Source organism: Moorena sp. SIO3A2 (assembly GCF_010672265.1).
Taxonomy (GTDB): Bacteria; Cyanobacteriota; Cyanobacteriia; order Cyanobacteriales; family Coleofasciculaceae; genus Moorena; species Moorena producens.
The window spans coordinates 17,761-37,786 of record NZ_JAAHHC010000030.1 but is presented as its reverse complement, the minus strand read 5'-3'; the positions used below and the strand labels follow the sequence as shown (position 1 = coordinate 37,786).

The following is a 20,026-nucleotide window of genomic DNA, read 5'->3' as shown; positions in this document are numbered from 1 at the left end:
TAAGATATTAGATATAGCGTTTCTAGAATTTATGAGGTACGCTTCTCAACCTCAAAGTCCCCCTTATTAAGGGGGATTTAGGGGGATCAAGTTGTACCTCATGGGTATAAGACTTGCTATAATTCCATAACAATTTGAGATCAGACCCCTGCTCTAGATCCTATCGATAACTCAGGATCATTACCCAACTTACCGTTCTGCATGGCTGAATACAGTCGGTTCAGCGCATTCACATAGGCCTGTGCTGAAGCCACAATAATATCCGTACTGGCAGCATAACCCGAATAGACCCGTTCATCGTGCCGCAAACGAATAGTCACTTCCCCAAGAGCATCAATTCCTGCCGTTACCGATTGCACCGAAAACTCAATCAGTAAGATATTAGATATAGCGTTTCTAGAATTTATGAGGTACGCTTCTCAACCTCAAAGTCCCCCTTATTAAGGGGGATTTAGGGGGATCAAGTTGTACCTCATGGGTATAAGACTTGCTATAATTCCATAACAATTTGAGATCAGACCCCTGCTCTAGATCCTATCGATAACTCAGGATCATTACCCAACTTACCGTTCTGCATGGCTGAATACAGTCGGTTCAGCGCATTCACATAGGCCTGTGCAGAAGCCACAATAATATCCGTATTCGCCGCATAACCCGAATAGACCCGTTCATCGTGCCGCAAACGAATAGTCACTTCCCCAAGAGCATCAATTCCTGCCGTTACCGATTGCACCGAAAACTCAATCAGTTCATTAGGCACATTCACCACCCGATTAATGGCCTTGTACACCGCATCCACCGGACCAGTACCAATAGCAGCATCACTAAGTTCTTCACCGGTAGGTGTTCGCAGGGTAATCGTAGCCGTAGGACTAGAATTATCCCCACAGGACACCTGCACCAACTCTAAATGGAACACTTCCGGTGCCTGATAAACTTCATCATTAACAATAGCTTCTAAATCCCAATCCGTAATCTCCTTCTTCTTATCCGCCACCTCTTTAAACCGAACAAACGACTTATTCAGGTCATTGTCGGACAACTCATAGCCCAACTCCTTGAGGCGAGAACGGAAAGCATTGCGACCGGATAGTTTACCCAGTATTATCTGATTTTCCTTTAACCCAATCGACTCCGCATCCATGATTTCATAGGTCAGCTTGTGCTTAAGCACCCCATCCTGGTGAATACCAGACTCATGAGCAAAAGCATTCGAGCCCACGATCGCCTTATTCGGTTGTACCAACATCCCGGTAAGACTCGAAACCAGACGGGATGTCTTGTAAATCTGACGAGTATCAATAGTGCTTAGGGGTTCCTTCGACTCTGGGGGGCGTCCGAAGAAAGGATTAAAATACTGACGGCGGACATGTAATGCCATTACCAACTCTTCCAAAGCCGCATTACCAGCCCGTTCTCCAATACCATTAATCGTGCATTCCAGTTGCCGGGCTCCATTTTTCACTGCTTCCAGGAAATTAGCCACTGCCAGACCTAAATCATTATGACCATGGACAGAAATAATTGCCCGGTCAATATTGGGAACATTTTCCTTAATCCCACGAATCAAGCCACCAAATTCGCTTGGGGTAGTGTAACCTACAGTATCAGGAATATTAACCGTAGTAGCCCCCGCATCGATTACCCGTTCCAGGACTTGGTAGAGATACTCGGGATCGCTGCGCCCTGCATCCTCCGGGGAAAATTCCACATCATCCACAAAAGACTTGGCATAAGCCACCATTTCTGGAGCAATCTCTAACACTTCCTTTCTAGTCTTCTTCAGTTTGTACTCCAGATGAATATCCGAAGTAGCAATGAAAGTGTGAATACGGGCATTAGCTGCCGGTTTGAGGGCATTCGCCGCCGCCTTGATATCATCACGACTTGCCCGTGCTAGACCACAAATAGTTGGTCCAGATTCTATGCCCACGGCTTGAGCAATTTTTTGCACCGCCTCAAAATCACCAGGACTAGCGTAGGGAAAGCCTGCTTCAATCACATCTACTCTCAATCGTGCCAGTTGGTGAGCAATAATCAGCTTCTCATCCACATTGAGGGTTGCTCCAGGAGATTGTTCCCCATCCCGAAGGGTAGTGTCAAAAATGATAATGCGCTCTGATTGAGGTTGCTGGTTCATAACTAACTCGATGGGTTGATAGTCAGTGATTTGAAGAGAACGGTCGTCAGCCAACTAGATCGAAAGTTTGCTTCATATATAATTATAACTATGAATCAATTTTTTCAATTTGATCACGGACATCATTTAAATCAATATAACGGTCAGTGGCATTCCTCAGTTCCCTAGCAATCATCCCTTCTGTGGAAACCACCGTAATATGGGTATTTTTAGAGCGCAGTAATTCAATGGCTCTTTCAAAATCCCCATCTCCACTAAACAAGATCACTTTGTCATACTGTTCCACAGTATTAAACATATCCACAACAATTTCTATATCTAAATTAGCCTTTTGTGAATAGCGACCAGAGTTATCATCATAATATTCCTTTAAAATTTTAGTACGAACGGTGTATCCTAGACTAATTAGAGCATCTCGGAACCCCCGCTGGTCTTGAGGATCTTTGAGTCCGGTGTACCAAAATGCATTAACTAGAGTAATACCAGGCTCGTTTTTAAAATAGTCCAAAACCCGCCTAGGATCAAAAAACCACCCATTCTTTTGTTGGGCGTAAAACATATTATTGCCGTCTACAAAAATAGACATACGTTTCAGTGGACAATGCATATTTACTTAAACCTAACAATTTTCTATATAATCTTTAAGATAATTTTTTATTCTAGCAGTTTTTAGCTAGTAAATTAGTAATTACCTAAGACTTAACTAGTTAGTGGGTAAGCACTCAGCTATCAGCTATCAGCTATCAGTTTATGGGCGCTTGGGCAAGCTACACCGAACAGCTTTTGAATAAAACAGGTAAGCATTCGTTTAATCTGAGTAAAGTCACAGGCATTAAGCCTGTGCCACAAAGCTGAATGCTGACGGCTGACGGCTGAATGCTTACGTTAGTGGTAATTAGTGATTTGATTACTACTGATAGTGATGAGTGATCTGTACTTACCTCGTGAAAGAGTAAGCAATAGGGGGATAATTTCCGGATTTTGAGGATAGGATGCCAAATTTTCCCTCCTCTCCAGTTAAGTTATAGGGAGAAGGGGACCAACTCAGATCGAAACAATCAGGAGTATCAAAGGGGTGGTAGTTTAACGGGATTGGCAAGCTTTTGCGCAAGCAACACACTTAACCTGTTGCTTGCTTTGAGTAGTGCCACAGTTCCTCAAAGCTTTCAGCGTCAACGGGTGGGTAAAATTATAGATAAGAGCACCAGTCACTCCAACTCCCAGCATAGAGCTTGCCAGTGTTCATTCCTGCCAATGCTAGGGAGAAGAGATTGACACAAGCGGTTACACCAGAACCACAATAAACCAGAATTTCTTGTTTGTTCTCCAGCTCAGTCCAGCGCTCTTGTTGCAATGTTAATGGTTGCAAATAACCATTGGTGTCCGTCACACCATGCCAAGGGTAGTTGAGGGCACCGGGAATGTGACCGGCAACAGGGTCAATCGGTTCTCGTTTACCTAAATAGCGATCGCTTTCCCTAGAGTCTACCAACGCCACCTCTGGCAAATCTTTACGTACTTTCACACTATTAATATCCACCACCGAATCAGAGCGCAACTGCTCTACAAAGATTCCTGGTTTTGTGGTAGGCTCTTGATCAGTTACTGGATACCCTTGGGAATGCCATCCTGTCCAACCCCCATCCAGCAACGCCACTTGGTCGTGTCCCAAGTAGCGCAGCAGCCACCACAAGCGGGCTGCAAAGGCACAACGGGAATCATCATAGGCAATCACTAGGGTTTTTCGGAAATTAACACCAATCCCTGCTAATTTTTGAGCTAACTTCCGAGGTTCAGGCAAAGGATGACGCCCACCATGACGCTCTACTGGTCTCGAAAGGTCCTTATTCAAATCGAGATAGTGAGCGCCCGGGATATGGCTAACTTTATACTGCTCATAGCCCAGGTCTGGATCAGATAGAGCAAAACGGCAATCGACAATTACGATGTCGGGATCATCAAGATGCTCACTCAGATACTGAGCAGAAACTATAAAAGGTTGTTCCGTCATGTGACATCACGGATTATAAATTTTAGTATTGATTTAGGACGAATAAGCTTTAGCGATATCAAGTGAGTCCGACGATTTAGCCTCCTAGGACTCTGTTCAAACAAAACTAATTAACGTTTGCTTGTTTGGTTGAGATTTGAACTTCCCCAACCGTCTTGGATGGGGATTCCCAGGCACAACCAAATAGATTGTTATCTCCTAGGGCGTAACTTTCCCCCGCACCGGGGGTAGCTGAGTAAGGTCAATTCCCAGTTTTTTAAGACCTTTCTCTTTTATTTTAACACTATTTGAAAGTAAAAATTCATCCCCAAACTATTCGTCAAGGGGTATTCTTTTCCCTCTCAAACTCTCCCTTTTGATAAGTTGGTAGTGCTTCCTTTAGAGGGATGAAAACCCCCAGCCATCCGCTGTCAGATTTTCATCCCTGTTTATCCCGCTGTTTGCGGCGGCGATCGCGCCACTCAGCAGCAGTTAGATAAATGATTCCTCCGCTGACCACCACTAATAATCCAGCGGCAGCAAAGAACAACATAGTGATTACGGGATTTTCCACGATACTGTTAAAACCCGTTACGACCCCAGACAACCATTGAGATTGACCAAGTGAACAAAACCAGTACAGAAACCCAGCCTAGTGTCAGAATATCCATAGCAATATATAAAAAAATTACTCAATAACTCCAAATCTTATAATAGTTCAATTTGAGACAGCCACCTCCTGCAGAAGTGGAATTCATTTGGGAATTATCTGGTTATGGGGTTAGCCCCCTGGTCTTTGAGCAAAGCTGATCATCCAGAGTCTGGCTAGGTTTCAGGTCAAGAGTATTTTAGCTGCACAGGGGGATAGTGTGACACTTACAAAACTGTCCACAGATTACTTCAAGAAAACTTGTGATGAACACCAGGTGATCAGATTCGACCTTATGGCCAAGTTTGTAATATATCTGTATCATTGTGTAATATATAAAAAAAATAAATAATTTATTGTTATGCCTTACGAAAAACTAGACATCTCCACCCCAAAACCTGTGCTGTCTTGGGCGAATCACTCCCTAGCTGCTCAGGAAACCCAAATGGCGAAAAATGTTGCGTCTCTGCCATTTGTGTTTAAGCACGTCGCATTAATGCCAGACGTTCACCTAGGTAAAGGCTCATTGGTTGGCTCTGTAATTGCCACCAAAGATGCCATCCTGCCAGCAGCTGTCGGGGTAGATATTGGTTGTTTTACAGGTGATACCCTCGTTCCCTTGGTTGATGGCAAATCTTACTCACTCCAAGCACTAGCCAAAGGAGAGCGAGAAATTATTGTCTACTCCTGCACACAAACCGGAAAAATCGTCGCGGCTAAGGCTACAGCAAAATTAACCCGCCGTAACCAACTACTCTTAAAGGTCGTTCTCGACAACTCAGAAGAAATTAAATGTACTCCCGATCATCGATTCATGCTCAGGGATGGTAGTTACCGGGAAGCCCGTGACCTCGAACCAGGGACATCCTTGATGCCTTTCTACTCCCAAACCGATAAAGATGGTTACACCTTAATCCAGCAACCCGATTCTGGAAGATGGCAAAAGGCAGATGGGATTATCCCTCCCTCTGATATCCCTTCCTCTGAATGGTTAGAATCTCAATTGTCAGGAACAGTACCATCTTTTCCAGGTCACAGAACAGTCATTGACCACCATATTGATCACCATAACCTTGCTCGTGCCGAGCATCGAAGCTCAAATCTGGTAGGGGGGGCAAATCACAAAGTCGTCAATATCTTACCACTTCAGGAAAAACAAGATGTCTACTGCCTAACGGTTCCAGAGTATCACAACTTTGCCCTGACCGCTGGTGTGTTTGTTCACAACTGTGGCATGTCTGCCATTAAAACCCCTTTTGTGGCAGACCAATTGGAGGGCAAGCTCAAGAAGATTCGCTTGGACATTGAAGCAGCTATTCCCGTTGGCTTTGAGCAAAACACAGATATCGAGAAAGCAGTGGTAAACTGGCAAGGCTGGCGTGATTTTAAGGAACTTCATCCAGGTGTGCAACGGCTAGATGGAAAATCCATGAAACAGCTGGGTTCCCTTGGAGGTGGCAATCATTTCATTGAATTGTGTCTTGATACCGACAATCAAGTGTGGCTGATGCTACACTCTGGTTCACGGCATATTGGTAATCAGCTAGCTAAGTGCCACATTAAGACCGCTAAAGAATTAGCAAAGCTAGCACATACAACCCTTCCTGACCGAGATTTAGCATACTTTGTCGCAGGAACCCCTGAATTTGCTGCCTACTGGCGGGATTTGCAATGGGCGCAAAACTATGCCCGTTACAATCGCGATATCATGATGGCTCGCTTCAAGGGAATTGTAGAGAAACATCTGGCTGGTGGTAAGTCCTTCAAGCCCTTGTTGTCAGTTAACTGCCATCACAACTATGCCGAAAAAGAAGTGCATTTCTCCGAAGAGGTTTATGTTACTCGAAAAGGAGCAGTGCGAGCTCGTACCGACGACTATGGTATCATCCCTGGGTCCATGGGGGCAAAGTCTTTCATTGTTAAGGGTAAAGGCAATCATGACAGCTACTGCAGCTGTGCTCATGGTGCTGGTCGTTTGATGTCTCGCAGCAAAGCAAAAAAGCAGTTCACCGTTGATGATTTAGTTGAGCAAACTAAAGGTGTTGAGTGCCGTAAAGATAAGGACGTTATCGATGAAATCCCAGGTGCTTATAAGCCAATTGATCAGGTGATGGCTAATCAGTCAGATCTAGTTGAGGTAGTGGCAACTCTGAAGCAGGTTGTTTGTGTTAAGGGTTGAAAACTATCAAAACTGAATCGAATCATTAAACTGTTAACCATTAGACAAAATGCAACAGAAACGTTTAGGTTTATGTTGCATTTTGCCTGTTGTAATCTCAAAAAAAAATGTAAGTATTCAGCTATCAGCTATCAGCTATCAGCTATCAGCTATCAGCTAATGCGCACGCTACTTGAGGTGCTACAGATGGTGCTTTTGAATAAGCGATGCAGAGGTGCGACCCGTGGCGAATTTAATTACGGGTCAAACGCACCATTACGGTCTTGGGGAGGCAGAGGTGCGACCCGTGGCGAATTTAATTCGCCTACGGAAAACTCACCATTACGGTCTTGGGGGTTCCCCCCATGACCGCGCTGCCGTGGTTTCCCCCGGAGACAAAACCTTAGATAGGGTCGCCTTTATAGTTAGCAGGTTATGCAGAAAAGGGTTAAATATTTTTTAATAAGGCGACCCTATCTTACGGTAAATTCAAACCACTCGCGCTTGGGATCAAGACAACAGGTAAGCATTGGAATAATGCTGAGTTACTTTAGCTGACGGCTGACGGCTGACGGCTGACGGCTGACGGCTGAATGCTTACAAAAAAATAGATATCTACAGACATCAGCCATTGTGGTTAACGTTTATTACGCAATTCAACACATCGGTAATACGACACCACCATTAACGGTTACAATTACCTTAGGATTTAGAGCGAGATTTTATGGTGAGAATCACCAAATCTACCTCCCGGTCAACCCTTAAGTGAATCTGATAGTTTTTTTGTTCCGTGATTAATAAATTTTTCTGGTTTTCACTAAGTTCTTTCAACCCATAGTTAATCCAAGCCATACCATTTTCCCATTCCGGTGATACTACCCTAATGAATAATCCTAAGAGTAAAGCAGATTGGCTTTCATGAGAGTATTTATAGGGAATTTTAGTGGCGATCGAGGCTTGAGTTATATTGTTAACATTTCCCAGGATATTAATTAATACTGTGTCCCCCGTATTTAGGCCGATAAAATTAATTTTATTGTGAATATTTTCTACCTGGTTAAATGTAAAACCAATGGCTTCAAAGCCAGGCTTAATATTGTCTATACCTATCCCTATCCCTAGTCCACTTTCTTCATAGTCAGTTATAATAGGTAGGATTAGTTTATTGAGCAGTGAAGCTTTATATACTAGTTGTTCAGAACTAGTAGAAGTAACACTTGATAATGAGTTTTTTGGTTCTGACGTGTCTTTGAACCAACTAATCAGTGATTCTATTGGATTTACAATAATTGTTGATGAATCTGTCAATCTAAAATTGTTGTTTTCGATTAACAGGCTGATTCCCCCTAGGATAATTACTAGAGAAGGTAACAGGCAAAAAGTATTAATAATGAACGATTGTCCATTGAACCAATTTTTAGAATACTGTTCTTTAGTCATTTCCTGCCAAGCTCAAAGTCGCCAAGGGTGGATATTTTATTATGAATAGACATAGGGGGAAAAATGATTCTGGAAGCGTTACCCCACTTAACCTTAAACCTAATTTCAACGCCTATGTCTAAGGTCGGAGAGAGATAGTTATTCGGGTATATATCATCGGTACATGATAATTGGTAATTGCCAATTTACAATTGAGTATCATACTATTGCTGCTGTTAAACACCACTTGTAGATCGCAATTACCTATTACCTATTACCTATTACCTATTACCTATTACCTATTACCCTAGACCTATTAACAGAAACTCATCTCTATCAACATGCATAGAAAATTAGTATTCTGGTTGAGATGTTTTTGAGGTCAATCACGAAGTTTTATCACACATTGTGAAAATCTTGGGAAGGCTATCCTCAGTCTTGTATAGTAAATATCCCCCAAAATGTTAAATTTTGGTGAAAAACACTTGGTGAAGAACACTTTGAGGTGCGACCCAAGGCCGGGGAACCCGGCCTAGGAGGCGCGCACCTTAAGTGTCTTGCTATACAAAAGGAATGGCAAGCACTCACCTTCGGTCTCACGGGACTTGTGAAAACTTAACGTTTCCACAAATAAGGTAAAAACTTTAACGAGTAAAGTTTAAGTTAAAAGGTACTACTGACAGAACCTTCCTTTTCCCCTGACCTCAGCGATGCAGCGCGGTCTTGGGGAGGCAGAGGTGCGACCCGTGGCGAATTTAATTACGGGTCAAACGCACCATTACGGTCTTGGGGGTTCCCCCCACTCGCTATTGCCGTGGTTTCCCCCACTCGCTATTGCATCAAGACAGGGAAAAAATGAGGGGTTACACCCTTCATATTAACAAATTTAACAGATTCCTGTAAATCCCTGTCTTGTTCTTTACTTGTCTTACAGAGACGCTTCAGGAAAAGCCTAGCAAGTCGGGCTAGTTGATCAGAAAATTTTTTACCCTATTGACCCACTGATACCACGTTGCTTTATTGCCATGCTACTTCCTGGGATTGATCGGGGAGATAGGGAGGATGGGAAAGATGGTAAAATGAGGAGAATGGGACAGGAGAATGGGCAACAGGAAGACTATTTCTTTTTTCCCTTTGCCAACAGTGGCAAGGCAGACAGTATACCTAGGAAACTGAGTGCTAGGAAAAATGGTAAGCGATCGCCTCCTTGCAAAGCTTCCCCCCCAGTTACTCCCAGCCAAGTATAAGCGAGGGTACCAGGAATAATCCCAAAGAAAGTGCCAAGGGTATACTCTACCGAGCTAATCGGGGTTAGACCAAACAAGAAATTCACTACATTAAAAGGAGAAATGGGGGCAAAGCGTACTGCTAAGACAAACATCAGGGGTGTCTGCATCACTGCTTGATTGAAGCTGACCAATGCTTTATGATGCCTGAACTTGTATTCAACCCAATCTCGCAATAGATAACGCGCTACCCAAAATGCTCCCAATGCGCCTAAGGTTGCTCCGATAACAGACCAGAAGGTACCCCAAACTAAACCAAAAACTGTACCACCAGCGATAGTCAGTACTGTGCCAGGAATTCCTAAAACCGTTGCCAGAGCATAAACCAGGATAAATAAACAGATTGCCCAATGGCCTAATTCTTGCAACTGTTGCACTAGAAACCTCTGGTTAAATAAGGCTCTGACAGGAGTCGAGTAACACAATAGGACCAAAATAAATAGCGCGATCGCTAACCAAAGGCTTCGTCTTTTCAGCAATCTGTTCAATCTCATCAATCTTCTACCTTAATCACCTTAAATTGTCAGGACTTAGGGTCAGGACTTACGCAACACTCGACTTTCATTCCCCCTGATATTCGCCCTTATGGTGTAGGGTGCATTATTAACGCACCCGACAAGCAGAGTTATTGCCTAAGTTTTGATTTTTTCCAAAGTAGGGGGGTGGTAGATAGCACCGCTAATACAACTAGTGCTCCGATCAGTTGCCAGGGGGGACTACCGCTGATAGCTTCGAGACCACTGCGACCTAACCAAGCATAGGCAAAGGTAGCCGGGATAATTCCCACTGCGGTCGCAATAACATAGGTGGGTAGAGGAATTGGTGTTAAGCCAAACAAATAGTTCACGGCATTGAATGGAAAAATTGGTGCCAGGCGAATTGAGAGCACAAACCAAAAACCATTTTTCTCAATTCCCTCACTGAGTTGATCAAAACGAGAGTCCTGAAACTGATACTTAACCCAATCACCAGCAACAAAGCGAGCAATCATAAACGCAGCCGTTGCTCCTAAAGTAGCACCAATCACAGTCCACAAAGTACCCAGCATTAGTCCAAACAGAGCACCAGCTGAAAAGGTTAAAATCGCATCAGGAACAGCTAGTACTGTGGCAACAATATAAATTAGAATGTACCCCAGTGGTCCAAAAATACCCATGCTTTCCTGAAGCAATCTCAAATTTTCCAGCTTCAGCCAAGACCCAACGGGCGTAAATAGTAAAATTAAGGCAGCTGTCACCAAAACTATTGCCCCAATCCCTAACCTTAGTCTTAGCTGTATCTTGGACTGGGGCAGATTTTGAGATTTCGAGGATGAAAGGTTCATGAGCTGGTTAAAAAGTAATTGGTAATTGGTTATTTTGAAATAGGGTTATTATTTGAATTAACAACAATTATAAATTAAATTGCCTCCCATAACATATTAGATAACTATATCTAATATGTTATGGACACAATATCGCTATTTTTAACGTCCCAATGATCTAATTTTTATAGATTTTAATCGTCATTTTAAACTGCTCATTAAGTCCTAGAAATTTCCAGGCTTATGAATCTATTAAATCTTAGCTTAATGAGTTTTTACTGAGAATAGCCTTAATCAATAAGGAGCTAGTTTAGTAAATCAGGGAATCAGTGTAAATCCTAGAGATAGAACTTATCCAAAAGTGCAGAAGTCCCTGATAGCAAGTTGCTTTCTGGTGATGTTACTTGCTGATCACAAGCTCATCCCCCTGATCCTCCTCATATCAAGTCCGGTTGAATACTGATCATAAAGGTGCGCTTTCCCCATCTAATTATTAAATTCTTATTAAATTCGCCACGGGTTGCACCTAAAAGTGTGGGATCGGGGAAATGACGAGATAGGCTAGCAATAGAACACATCAATAGGGTATTGTTTTCGCCATATCTACAAGAGAATTTAGATTAATTTTAGAAATAGGGTACCCATATTACAAGTAGAACATGCTACTATTAACTCCGTCTTTACGAGATGGCTATAGACTAGTCATTGTGGGAGGTCTAGCAAATGATCAAGTTTTAGTTTCAAGTTTAACTAGCCGTTTATAGGGAATTAATTGTTTACAAGTTGGGTTGACAAGTCTGGCCAAGCAGGAGTAACTGGGTTGTCTTGATGCTTGTCTTGATGCAAAGCGCGAGTGGGGGGAAGCCCTCAGGTTGGTGCATCGGCGCTATTCGAGGTCTCGGCATCAGCTCCTGGCACGACCCTGGAAACTATGGGCACAGAACTTTTGATTCTACAAGCCCATGACTCTAATCAACCCAAACTGGGCAGTTGATGGATTGCAGTTGATTTGCGATCGCCAAACCAATAGCTAGTAATCCTTCGCTATTTCCAGCTTCTTTTACTAGCTAATACTTTTCGGTAAAATCCAGATGTGATTGACCGAATATTTTTCCTACAAACAGATATTAAAAGTTTAAAACTGGCTCCTAGGGTGCTGCGGAAACCGGCAATTGCTCTCAATCCTGTTTGTGGATTACAATCCCAATTGCATACCCAGAACTATTGGGGAAATTCGCGACTTATAGTAAAATAATTTCACCAAGAGACTTGCCATCGACTTGCCATCGACTTGTCATTTAACTAGGCAAAGGTCGATCTATGCTGTTGCATTTTCGTCGAAACTATGGAAAACCTTAAGACTACATTCAACAATACAATCAACGTTATCAAAGAAAGAATCTTTGATACCGACTTCAAGCTCGCCAACATCCCTCTTTCCACGATAGTTCTTGTGGTGCTCATCCTCATGTTCACCCAGATATTGCGAGGCTTGTTCACTGCCATAATCATTAGCAGAATCGAGCGTCTGACTAGCGGTACAGAAAGCACCCTAGACGATGAGTTCCTTAGGATTATTAGGGCACCATTAGGCTGGCTAATTTGGCTGGCTGGACTATGGGTAGTACAGCTAGTTGTGGCAAGCCATCTTACTCCTGAACAGAATCAGAAAATCCCCGAAATTCTGTTTGTGAGCGCTCTGTTCATTGCCACCTATATTCTTTACCGTGCTGCTCCACTACTGGGGGAGCTTCTAGGGGGATTGGCGGCCAACACTGAAACTGAACTCGACGATTTGTTTGTGCCCTACTTCCCAAGGCTTTTTCAGATATCAGCAGTGCTGATTGCCGCTATTAAAGCCAGTGAGATTTTGTTGGGAGCATCTGCTGGTGCACTGATCGGTCTACTGGGTGGTGCAGGTGTCGCCTTAGGTTTGTTATTCAAAGACATTATCTATGACTGGTGTTGTACGGTGATTATCTACGCTGATGGTCTCTATAAACCGGGTGACTATGTAATAGTGGACGGAGTAAGTGGTTTTGTTCAGATAGTCAGTATTGGTCTGAGAAGTACAACACTTCTTATTACTGAGTGGGGTTCTATCAAAAAACTTCCCAATTCTAAAATGATTGCTGGAGTTGTGGAAAATTGGTCCCAGAAGACTGGCAAGACCTTTAAGTGGGGCATAAATTTAACTCTGAAAGTTGATGGAACTTCAGCTGATAAAACTACCAGAATTTGTGAGGCTATTAAAGAAAAAATACCGACTATCGATGGCTTGCACAAGCAGAAAATGAAAGTTTTGTTTTCCCACATTGAAGATAATGCTAGGGTAATTAAAATTATAGTATATGTGATTGATACCAACCTCTACACTGCTGCCCAGCAATCCTTGAATATAGCAATATTAGAAATCCTGGAGAAAGAGGAGATTGATCATCTGCATATTGAGCTGGAAAAGCAACTTGAAGACTACAAACAGATGAAGGGAAATTTAGTTAGTGAGGTGATATCTAAATCCTAGCAATCCTTTGAACAAGGGATGCAGCGCTCGTTCCCTTCGAAGCTGCATCGCTTTTAGGCGCGACAATCGCGCGAATTTAATTCTTAATGGTAAGAGCGCACCTTTCAAATTAGGCAAAAATTCGGCGTTGCTGATTCTCAGTATGGTTTCGCCCCCCTAGCCCCCAAGCGAGGGATTGCTCGCTTGGGGGGAAAAACTCTCAAAGTCCCCCAGAATTGGGGGACCAACGGGGGCTTTAATAAAACTAGATGATCGCGCATTCATTCCTTAATTCAGCAACGCCAAAAATTCTAATAAAATTCCTGCGCCCAGGCCGGACACTCCCCGCCCCCCTTCTTTTTTAGAAATATCAGATACACCCCAGATAGTAAACCTTTGAAACTGGCTCCTAGGGTGCTGCGCAGACGGGCAATTGCTCTAAATCATGTTTATTGCATACCTAGCACGCCTAGCACTATTGGGTAAATTCCCCACTTATAGTAAAATCATTCCACCAAGAGACTTGCCATCGACTTGCCATTTAGCTAGGCACAGGTCGATCTCTGCTGTTGTCTTTTCGTCGAAACTATGGAAAACCTTAAAAGTACATTCAACACGACAATCAACCTAATCAAAGCAAGGATCTTTGATACCGACTTCAAGCTCGCCAACATTCCTGTTTCCACGATAGTGATTGTGGTGCTCATCCTCCTCGTCACCCAGATATTGCGAGGCTTGTTCACTTCAATAATCATTGACAGACTCGAGCGTCTGACTAGCCGTACAAAAACCACCCTAGACTATGAGTTAATTAGGATTCTTAAGCAACCATTAGGCTGGCTAATTTGGATCGGTGGACTATGGGTAGTACATCTAGTTGTGGCCACCCATCTTACTCCTGAACAGAATCAGAAAATCCCCGAGATTCTGTTTGTGAGCGCTCTGTTCATTGCTACCTATATTCTTTACCGTGCTGCGCCACTACTGGGGGAGCTTCTAGCCGGATTGGCGGCCAACACTGAAACTGAACTTGACGATTTGTTTGTGCCCTACTTCCCAAGGCTTTTTCAGATATCAGCAGTGCTGATTGCCGCTATTAAAGCCAGTGAGATTTTGTTGGGAGCATCTGCTGGTGCACTGATCGGTCTACTGGGTGGTGCAGGTGTCGCCTTAGGTTTGTTATTCAAAGACATTATCTATGACTGGTGTTGTACGGTGATTATCTACGCTGATGGTCTCTATAAACCCGGTGACTGGGTAGTAGTGGACGGAGTCAATGGTTTTGTTCAGATAGTCAGTATTGGTCTGAGAAGTACAACACTTTGTATTATTGAGTGGGGTTCTGTCAAAAAAGTTCCCAATTCTAAAATGATTGCTGGAGTTGTGGAAAATTGGTCCCAGAAGACTGGTAAGACGTTTGAGTGGGGCATAAATTTAACTCTGAAAGTTGATGGAATTTCAGCTGAGCAAACTTCCCGAATTTGTCAGGCTATTAAAGAACTAATCCCGACTATCGATGGCTTGCACAAGCAAAAAATGAAAGTTTTGTTTTCCCACATTGAAGATAATGCTCGGGTAATTAAAATTATAGTATATGTGATTGATATCAACCTCTACACTGCTGCCCAGCAATCCTTGAATCTAGCCCTATTAGAAATTCTGGAGAAAGAAGAGATTGATCACCTGCATATTGAGCTGGAAAAGCAAATTGAAGACTACAAACAGATGAAGGGAAATTTAGTTAGTGAGGTGATATCTAAATCCTAGCAATCCTTTGCACAAGGGATGCAGCCCTGGCTCCCCTATTCCGAAGCTGCATAGCTTTTAGGTGCGACCCGAACGCGCCCCGCGTCGGCTTTGCCGAAAGACGCGACCCAAAGCCGGGTTACCCGGCCATTGGAAAGCGTGCTGCCACGGGAATTTAATAATTAGATGCGGAAAGCGCACCTTTGAAATTAGGCAAAAATTTTAATAAAATTCCTGGGCCCAGGCCGGAGACTCTCCGCGCCCGGGCCCCTTCTTTTTTACAAAGATGAGATGCACCCTGACTCCTAGGGTGCTGCGCAAACGGGCAATTGCTCTAAATCATATTTATTGCATACCTAGCACGATTCGGTAAATTCCCAACTTATAGTAAAATCATTTCGCCAATCGATTTGCCATCGACTTGCCATTTAGCTAGGCACAGGTCGATCTCTGTTATTGTATTTTGGTCGAAACTATGGAAAACCTTCAGGGTACATTCAACACTACAATCAACCTAATCACAGAAAGGATATTGAATTCCGACTTCCAGCTCGCCAACATTCCTGTTTCCACGATACTTATTGTGGTGCTTATCCTCCTCCTTACCCAGATATTGCGAGGCTTGTTCACTGCCATAATCATTCACAGACTCGAGCTGATAACTAGCCGTACAGAAACCACCCTAGACGATGAGTTCATTAGGATTCTTAGGGCACCATTAGGCTGGCTAATTTGGATCGCTGGACTATGGCTAGCCTATCTAGTTGTGGGAAGTCATCTTAGCCCTGAACAGAATCAGAAAATCCCCGAGATTCTGTTTGTGAGCGCTCTGTTCATTGCCACGTATATTATTTACCGTGCTGCTCCACTACTGGGAGAGCTTCTAGCCGGATTGGCGACAAAAACTGAAACTGAACTCGACGATTTGTTAGTCCCCTACTTTCCAAGGCTTTTTCAGATCGCAGCAATCTTGATTGCTGCCAGTAAAGCCAGTGAGATTTTGTTGGGGGCATCTGCTGGTGCACTGATCGGTCTACTCGGTGGCGCAGGTGTAGCCTTAGGTTTGTTATTAAAAGACATTATCTATGACTGGTTTTGTACAGTGGTTATCTATGCTGATGGTCTCTATAGACCCGGTGACTGGGTAGAATTGGACGGAATAAATGGTTTTGTTGAGATACTCAGTATTGGTCTGAGAAGCACAAAGGTTCGTATTATTACTGTGGGTGGTACCAAAAAAATTCCCAATTCTAAAATGATTGGTGGAGTTGTGGTCAATTATTGGTCACAAAATCCTGGCGATACGTTGGAGTTGGGAGCGATAAATTTAACTCTGAAAATAGATGGTATTTCGGCGGATAAAACTACCAGAATTTGTCAGGCTATTAAAGGAAAAATTCCGACTATCGATGGATTGCATAAGCAGAAAATGTTCGTTTTATTATCCAGCATTGAAGAGAATGCTCGGGTGATTATAGTTAGGGTATTTGTGATTGATAAAACCATCTATTTGGCAGCCATAAATGACTTGAACATAGCCATATTAGAAATCCTCCAGAAAGAGGAGATTGATCACCTGCATGTTTATCTGAGAAAGGAACTCCAAGACTACAAACAGCTAAAGGAAAATTTAGTTAGTGAGGTGGCATATAAATTCTAGCAATCCTTTGAACAAGTGATGCAGCGCTGGCTCCCCTGTTCCGAAGCTGCATCACTATTCGAGATCTAGGCATCAGCTCCTGGCAGGACCCTGGAAACTATAGGGACAAGACCTTTGATTCTATAGCAGAAGTCAGAAGTCAGAAGTCCTTTGTCAGAAGTCAAACTCTTGCGCTTCTTGATGCAGTCGCTCATGGGGGAAACCCCCAAGACCGCTTAGGTGCGCTTTCCGTTGGCGAATTAAATTCGCCACGGGTCGCACCTCTGCATCGCTTACAAAGGGTGTGAGACTTTTGTCATGTCCTAACTGCCCTGGCGACTGCTATACAAGCCCATGGCTGTAATCAACGGAACTGGGAAGTTGATTCGTGATTGCAAAACCAATAGCTAGTAATGGGTAAGCATTCAGCCCTCAGCTGTCAGCCGTTGGCCGTTGGCCAAAGCTAACAGCTGAATGCTTACAGTAATGCATCGCTATTTCTGCCGTCTTGTACTAGCTAATACTTTTCGGTAAATTGCCGAGTTGATTGACCGAATACGTCTCCTCCAAACAGATAGTAAACCTTTCAAACTGGCTCCTAGGGTGCTGCCCAAACGGGCAATCGCTCTAAATCATGTTGATTGCATACCTAGCACTATTCGGTAAATTCGCAACTTATAGTAAAATCATTCCACCAAGAGACTTGCCATCGACTTGCCATTTAACTAAGCACAGGTCGATCTCTGTTAGTGTATTTTGGTCGAAACGATGGAAAACCTTAAGAGTACAATCAACAGTACAATCAACCTAATCAAAGAAAGGATCTTTGAATCCGACTTCCAGCTCCCCAACATTCCTGTTGCCACGATAGTGATTGTGGTGCTCATCCTCCTCTTCACCCATATATTGCGAGGGTTGTTTACTTCAATAATCATTCACAGACTCGAGCGTCTGACTAGCGGTACAGAAACCACCCATGACGATGAGTTCATTAGGATTCTTAAGCAACCATTAGGCTGGCTAATTTGGATCGGTGGACTATGGCTAGTACATCTAGTTGTGGCAACCCATCTTAGTGATACACAGAATCAGAAAATCCCGGAGTTTCTGTTTGTGAGCGTTCTGTTCATTGCTACCTATATTCTTTACCGTGCTGCTCCACTACTGGGGGAGCTTCTAGCCGGATTGGCGGCAAACACTGAAACTGAACTCGACGATTTGTTCGTGCCGTACTTCCCAAAGCTTTTTCAGATCGCAGCAATCCTGATTGCTGCCATTAAAGCCAGTGAGATTGTGTTGGGGGCATCTGCCGGTGCACTGATCGGTCTACTCGGTGGCGCAGGTGTCGCCTTAGGTTTGTTATTCAAAGACATTGTCTATGACTGGTGTTGTACGGTGATTATCTACGCTGATGGTCTCTATAAACCCGGTGACGTGATAGTATTGGACGGAGTAAGTGGTAGGGTTAAGATACTCAATATTGGTCTGAGAAGTACAAGGCTTCTTATTACTGAGTGGGGTTATATCAAAAAACTTCCCAATTCTAAAATGATTTCTGGAATTTTTGCAAATTGGTCAGATAAGACTGGCGATACGGTTCAGTGGGGCATAAATTTAAATCTGAAAATTGATGGGATTTCGGCTGAGCAAACTAGGCGAATTTGTCAGGCTATTAAAGAAAACGTTTCCTCTATCGATGGCTTGAACAAGGAGAAAATTTTAGTTGTATTTTCTCGCCTTGAACAGAATGCTCGTGTGATTAAAATTAGGGTATTTGTGATTGAGCCCAAGCTCTACTATGATGTCCAGAGCAACTTGAATCTAGCCGTATTAGAAATCCTGGAAAACGAGGAGATTAATCAGCTCCATGTTTATCTGAGAAAGGAACTTAACTGGTTGCCTGACACCAGTATGAATTAGGAACAATCGTAAGCTATCAGCTATCAGCTATCAGCTATCAGCTATCAGCTATCAGCTATCAGCTATCAGCTATCAGCTATAGCTGATAGCTATGAGGTACACATTATTTTTTCCCTCTTCCCTCTTCCCTCTTCCCTCTTCCGAAGTCCCTGCTCCCTGCTCCCTGCTCCCTAAAACCCAGATATTTGTACCTCATGGGTATAAGAATTGCTATATCAGCTATCAGCTATCAGCTATCAGCTATCAGCTATCAGCTTTTGAATAAAATAAGCTGACGGCTGACGGCTGACCACTGACCACTGACCACTGACGGCTGACCACTGACGGCACCTCAAGCAGCGTGGGCGTAGCGCATATGCTTACGGGAATTCGGAGCACGGAAGACCACAGCTTCATCCTCTAATTCCATTGACATAGGCAGCTGTCAAAGCTTGTTGAGGTGATTCAAAAATCTGCTCCACACAGCCGTATTCAATCAATCGCCCCACTGCTTCTTTAACCCAGAAGACGGCAGTATAGTCAGCAATTCGTCTAGCTTGAGCTAGGTTGTGGGTAACAATCACCAGGGTGTAGCGTCCCCTGAGCCTAGCTATCAAATCTTCGACTACACCGCTGGATATGGGATCGAGGGCACTACAGGGTTCATCTAACAGGAGTACTTCCGGTTGCAACACCAAGGCACGGGCAATGCACAGGCGCTGCTTTTGACCACCAGACAGAGCAAGAGCCGAGGTGTGGAGTCGGTCTTTGACTTCATCCCACAAACCCACATCCCGGAGTGCAGTTTCGATGAGCTGAGCAATGTTAGCCCGGTTTTTAACACCATGTTCCCGCAACGGAAAGGCCAGATTCTTCCAGATTGAGAAGGGGAAGGGACTTGGCTTTTGGAAAATCATTCCAACACGACGGCGAAGTGCAATTAGCTCCATAGCACCACCCTTTGCGATCGCATCCATCCGAGGACTCAGCACATCCAGGGAACCAAAGCGAATTCTACCTGTAACTTTAGCATTAGGAATCAAATCTGTCAAGCGGTTGAGGCAACTTAAAAAACTAGTCTTGCCACAACCAGACGGTCCCACTAGTGCGGTAATCGAACCTGTATAAATTGGCAACGATACATCAGCAAAGGCCGGTTTTGTTCCATAATGTAAACATAGCCGCTCGGTCTGAATCAATGGGTCGTTTATAGACTGGCTTACCGGTAATTTTTCAATTGTGTTTAAAGGGTTAACCATTGTTTTTGGGAATTGTTAATGTTCTAGCAATTCTA

At 43.6% G+C, this 20,026-nt stretch carries 19 protein-coding genes and 1 pseudogene; 9 read left to right on the top strand and 11 right to left on the bottom strand.

The features are described from left to right. Positions 1–140 precede the first annotated feature (140 nt). From F6K64_RS26465 to petN, 6 genes and pseudogenes are all read right to left on the bottom strand, one after another. A pseudogene (locus F6K64_RS26465) lies at positions 141–374 on the bottom strand (alpha-isopropylmalate synthase regulatory domain-containing protein); the annotation flags it as partial. 140 nt (positions 375–514) lie between these two features. Then, complete coding sequence (locus tag F6K64_RS26460; RefSeq protein WP_044495474.1) at positions 515–2,140, bottom strand: 2-isopropylmalate synthase; 1,626 nt, start codon at positions 2,138–2,140, stop codon at positions 515–517. An 88-nt stretch (positions 2,141–2,228) separates the two neighbouring features. Beyond that, on the bottom strand, positions 2,229–2,747 hold the full coding sequence (locus F6K64_RS26455; RefSeq protein ID WP_044495347.1) for a LabA-like NYN domain-containing protein: 519 nt from the start codon (positions 2,745–2,747) through the stop codon (positions 2,229–2,231). 582 nt (positions 2,748–3,329) lie between these two features. Further along, positions 3,330–4,151 carry a sulfurtransferase gene (locus F6K64_RS26450; RefSeq protein ID WP_008190374.1) on the bottom strand — a complete coding sequence of 274 codons (822 nt, stop codon included), beginning with the start codon at positions 4,149–4,151 and terminating at the stop codon, positions 3,330–3,332. Between the two features lie 418 nt (positions 4,152–4,569). Further along, positions 4,570–4,704, bottom strand: a complete 135-nt coding sequence (locus tag F6K64_RS26445; protein ID WP_267872114.1) for a hypothetical protein — start codon at positions 4,702–4,704, stop codon at positions 4,570–4,572. A gap of 7 nt (positions 4,705–4,711) precedes the next feature. Beyond that, positions 4,712–4,801: a cytochrome b6-f complex subunit PetN gene (gene petN, locus F6K64_RS26440; protein ID WP_010871354.1), complete on the bottom strand. Its 90-nt coding sequence runs from the start codon at positions 4,799–4,801 to the stop codon at positions 4,712–4,714. A gap of 339 nt (positions 4,802–5,140) precedes the next feature. Between petN and F6K64_RS26435 the strand changes: the two genes are divergently transcribed. Then, positions 5,141–6,958: an intein-containing RctB family protein gene (locus F6K64_RS26435; protein WP_008190378.1), complete on the top strand. Its 1,818-nt coding sequence runs from the start codon at positions 5,141–5,143 to the stop codon at positions 6,956–6,958. 223 nt (positions 6,959–7,181) lie between these two features. Next, positions 7,182–7,400, top strand: coding sequence for a hypothetical protein (locus tag F6K64_RS26430; RefSeq protein WP_154659968.1), 219 nt, complete (start codon positions 7,182–7,184; stop codon positions 7,398–7,400). A gap of 239 nt (positions 7,401–7,639) precedes the next feature. Here F6K64_RS26430 and F6K64_RS26425 read toward each other — a convergent pair whose 3' ends face one another. Further along, complete coding sequence (locus F6K64_RS26425) at positions 7,640–8,377, bottom strand: hypothetical protein (protein WP_287256730.1); 738 nt, start codon at positions 8,375–8,377, stop codon at positions 7,640–7,642. A 725-nt stretch (positions 8,378–9,102) separates the two neighbouring features. Here F6K64_RS26425 and F6K64_RS26420 point away from each other — a divergent pair. Beyond that, entirely contained in the window at positions 9,103–9,237 is a 135-nt protein-coding gene (locus F6K64_RS26420) for a hypothetical protein (RefSeq protein ID WP_267872115.1), read from the top strand. A gap of 236 nt (positions 9,238–9,473) precedes the next feature. Here the strand turns inward: F6K64_RS26420 and F6K64_RS26415 are convergent, their stop codons facing one another. Continuing rightward, the gene (locus tag F6K64_RS26415) at positions 9,474–10,136 is read right to left on the bottom strand and encodes a TVP38/TMEM64 family protein (protein ID WP_081431836.1); all 663 of its coding nucleotides are present in this window, start codon (positions 10,134–10,136) and stop codon (positions 9,474–9,476) included. Between the two features lie 131 nt (positions 10,137–10,267). Then, on the bottom strand, positions 10,268–10,966 hold the full coding sequence (locus F6K64_RS26410; RefSeq protein ID WP_008190384.1) for a TVP38/TMEM64 family protein: 699 nt from the start codon (positions 10,964–10,966) through the stop codon (positions 10,268–10,270). An 832-nt stretch (positions 10,967–11,798) separates the two neighbouring features. Between F6K64_RS26410 and F6K64_RS26405 the strand changes: the two genes are divergently transcribed. From F6K64_RS26405 to F6K64_RS26380, 6 genes are all read left to right on the top strand, one after another. Further along, on the top strand, positions 11,799–11,939 hold the full coding sequence (locus tag F6K64_RS26405) for a hypothetical protein (RefSeq protein WP_008190385.1): 141 nt from the start codon (positions 11,799–11,801) through the stop codon (positions 11,937–11,939). Between the two features lie 351 nt (positions 11,940–12,290). Further along, complete coding sequence (locus F6K64_RS26400; protein ID WP_008190387.1) at positions 12,291–13,469, top strand: mechanosensitive ion channel domain-containing protein; 1,179 nt, start codon at positions 12,291–12,293, stop codon at positions 13,467–13,469. Positions 13,470–14,036: 567 nt separating this feature from the next. Further along, on the top strand, positions 14,037–15,215 hold the full coding sequence (locus F6K64_RS26395) for a mechanosensitive ion channel family protein (protein ID WP_008190389.1): 1,179 nt from the start codon (positions 14,037–14,039) through the stop codon (positions 15,213–15,215). A 454-nt stretch (positions 15,216–15,669) separates the two neighbouring features. Continuing rightward, positions 15,670–16,854, top strand: a complete 1,185-nt coding sequence (locus tag F6K64_RS26390) for a mechanosensitive ion channel domain-containing protein (protein ID WP_008190391.1) — start codon at positions 15,670–15,672, stop codon at positions 16,852–16,854. A gap of 747 nt (positions 16,855–17,601) precedes the next feature. Then, on the top strand, positions 17,602–18,753 hold the full coding sequence (locus tag F6K64_RS26385) for a mechanosensitive ion channel family protein (RefSeq protein WP_008190393.1): 1,152 nt from the start codon (positions 17,602–17,604) through the stop codon (positions 18,751–18,753). 91 nt (positions 18,754–18,844) lie between these two features. Next, on the top strand, positions 18,845–19,018 hold the full coding sequence (locus tag F6K64_RS26380) for a hypothetical protein (RefSeq protein ID WP_287250097.1): 174 nt from the start codon (positions 18,845–18,847) through the stop codon (positions 19,016–19,018). On the opposite strand, the gene F6K64_RS26375 is transcribed toward F6K64_RS26380, so the two are convergent. Beyond that, positions 18,997–19,149, bottom strand: a complete 153-nt coding sequence (locus tag F6K64_RS26375; RefSeq protein ID WP_287250094.1) for a hypothetical protein — start codon at positions 19,147–19,149, stop codon at positions 18,997–18,999. The two genes, F6K64_RS26380 and F6K64_RS26375, sit on opposite strands and share 22 nt — an antisense overlap. Further along, positions 19,146–19,991, bottom strand: coding sequence for a phosphate ABC transporter ATP-binding protein (locus tag F6K64_RS26370; RefSeq protein WP_008190397.1), 846 nt, complete (start codon positions 19,989–19,991; stop codon positions 19,146–19,148). Before F6K64_RS26370 ends, F6K64_RS26375 begins: the two co-directional genes overlap by 4 nt. Positions 19,992–20,026: the final 35 nt, after the last annotated feature.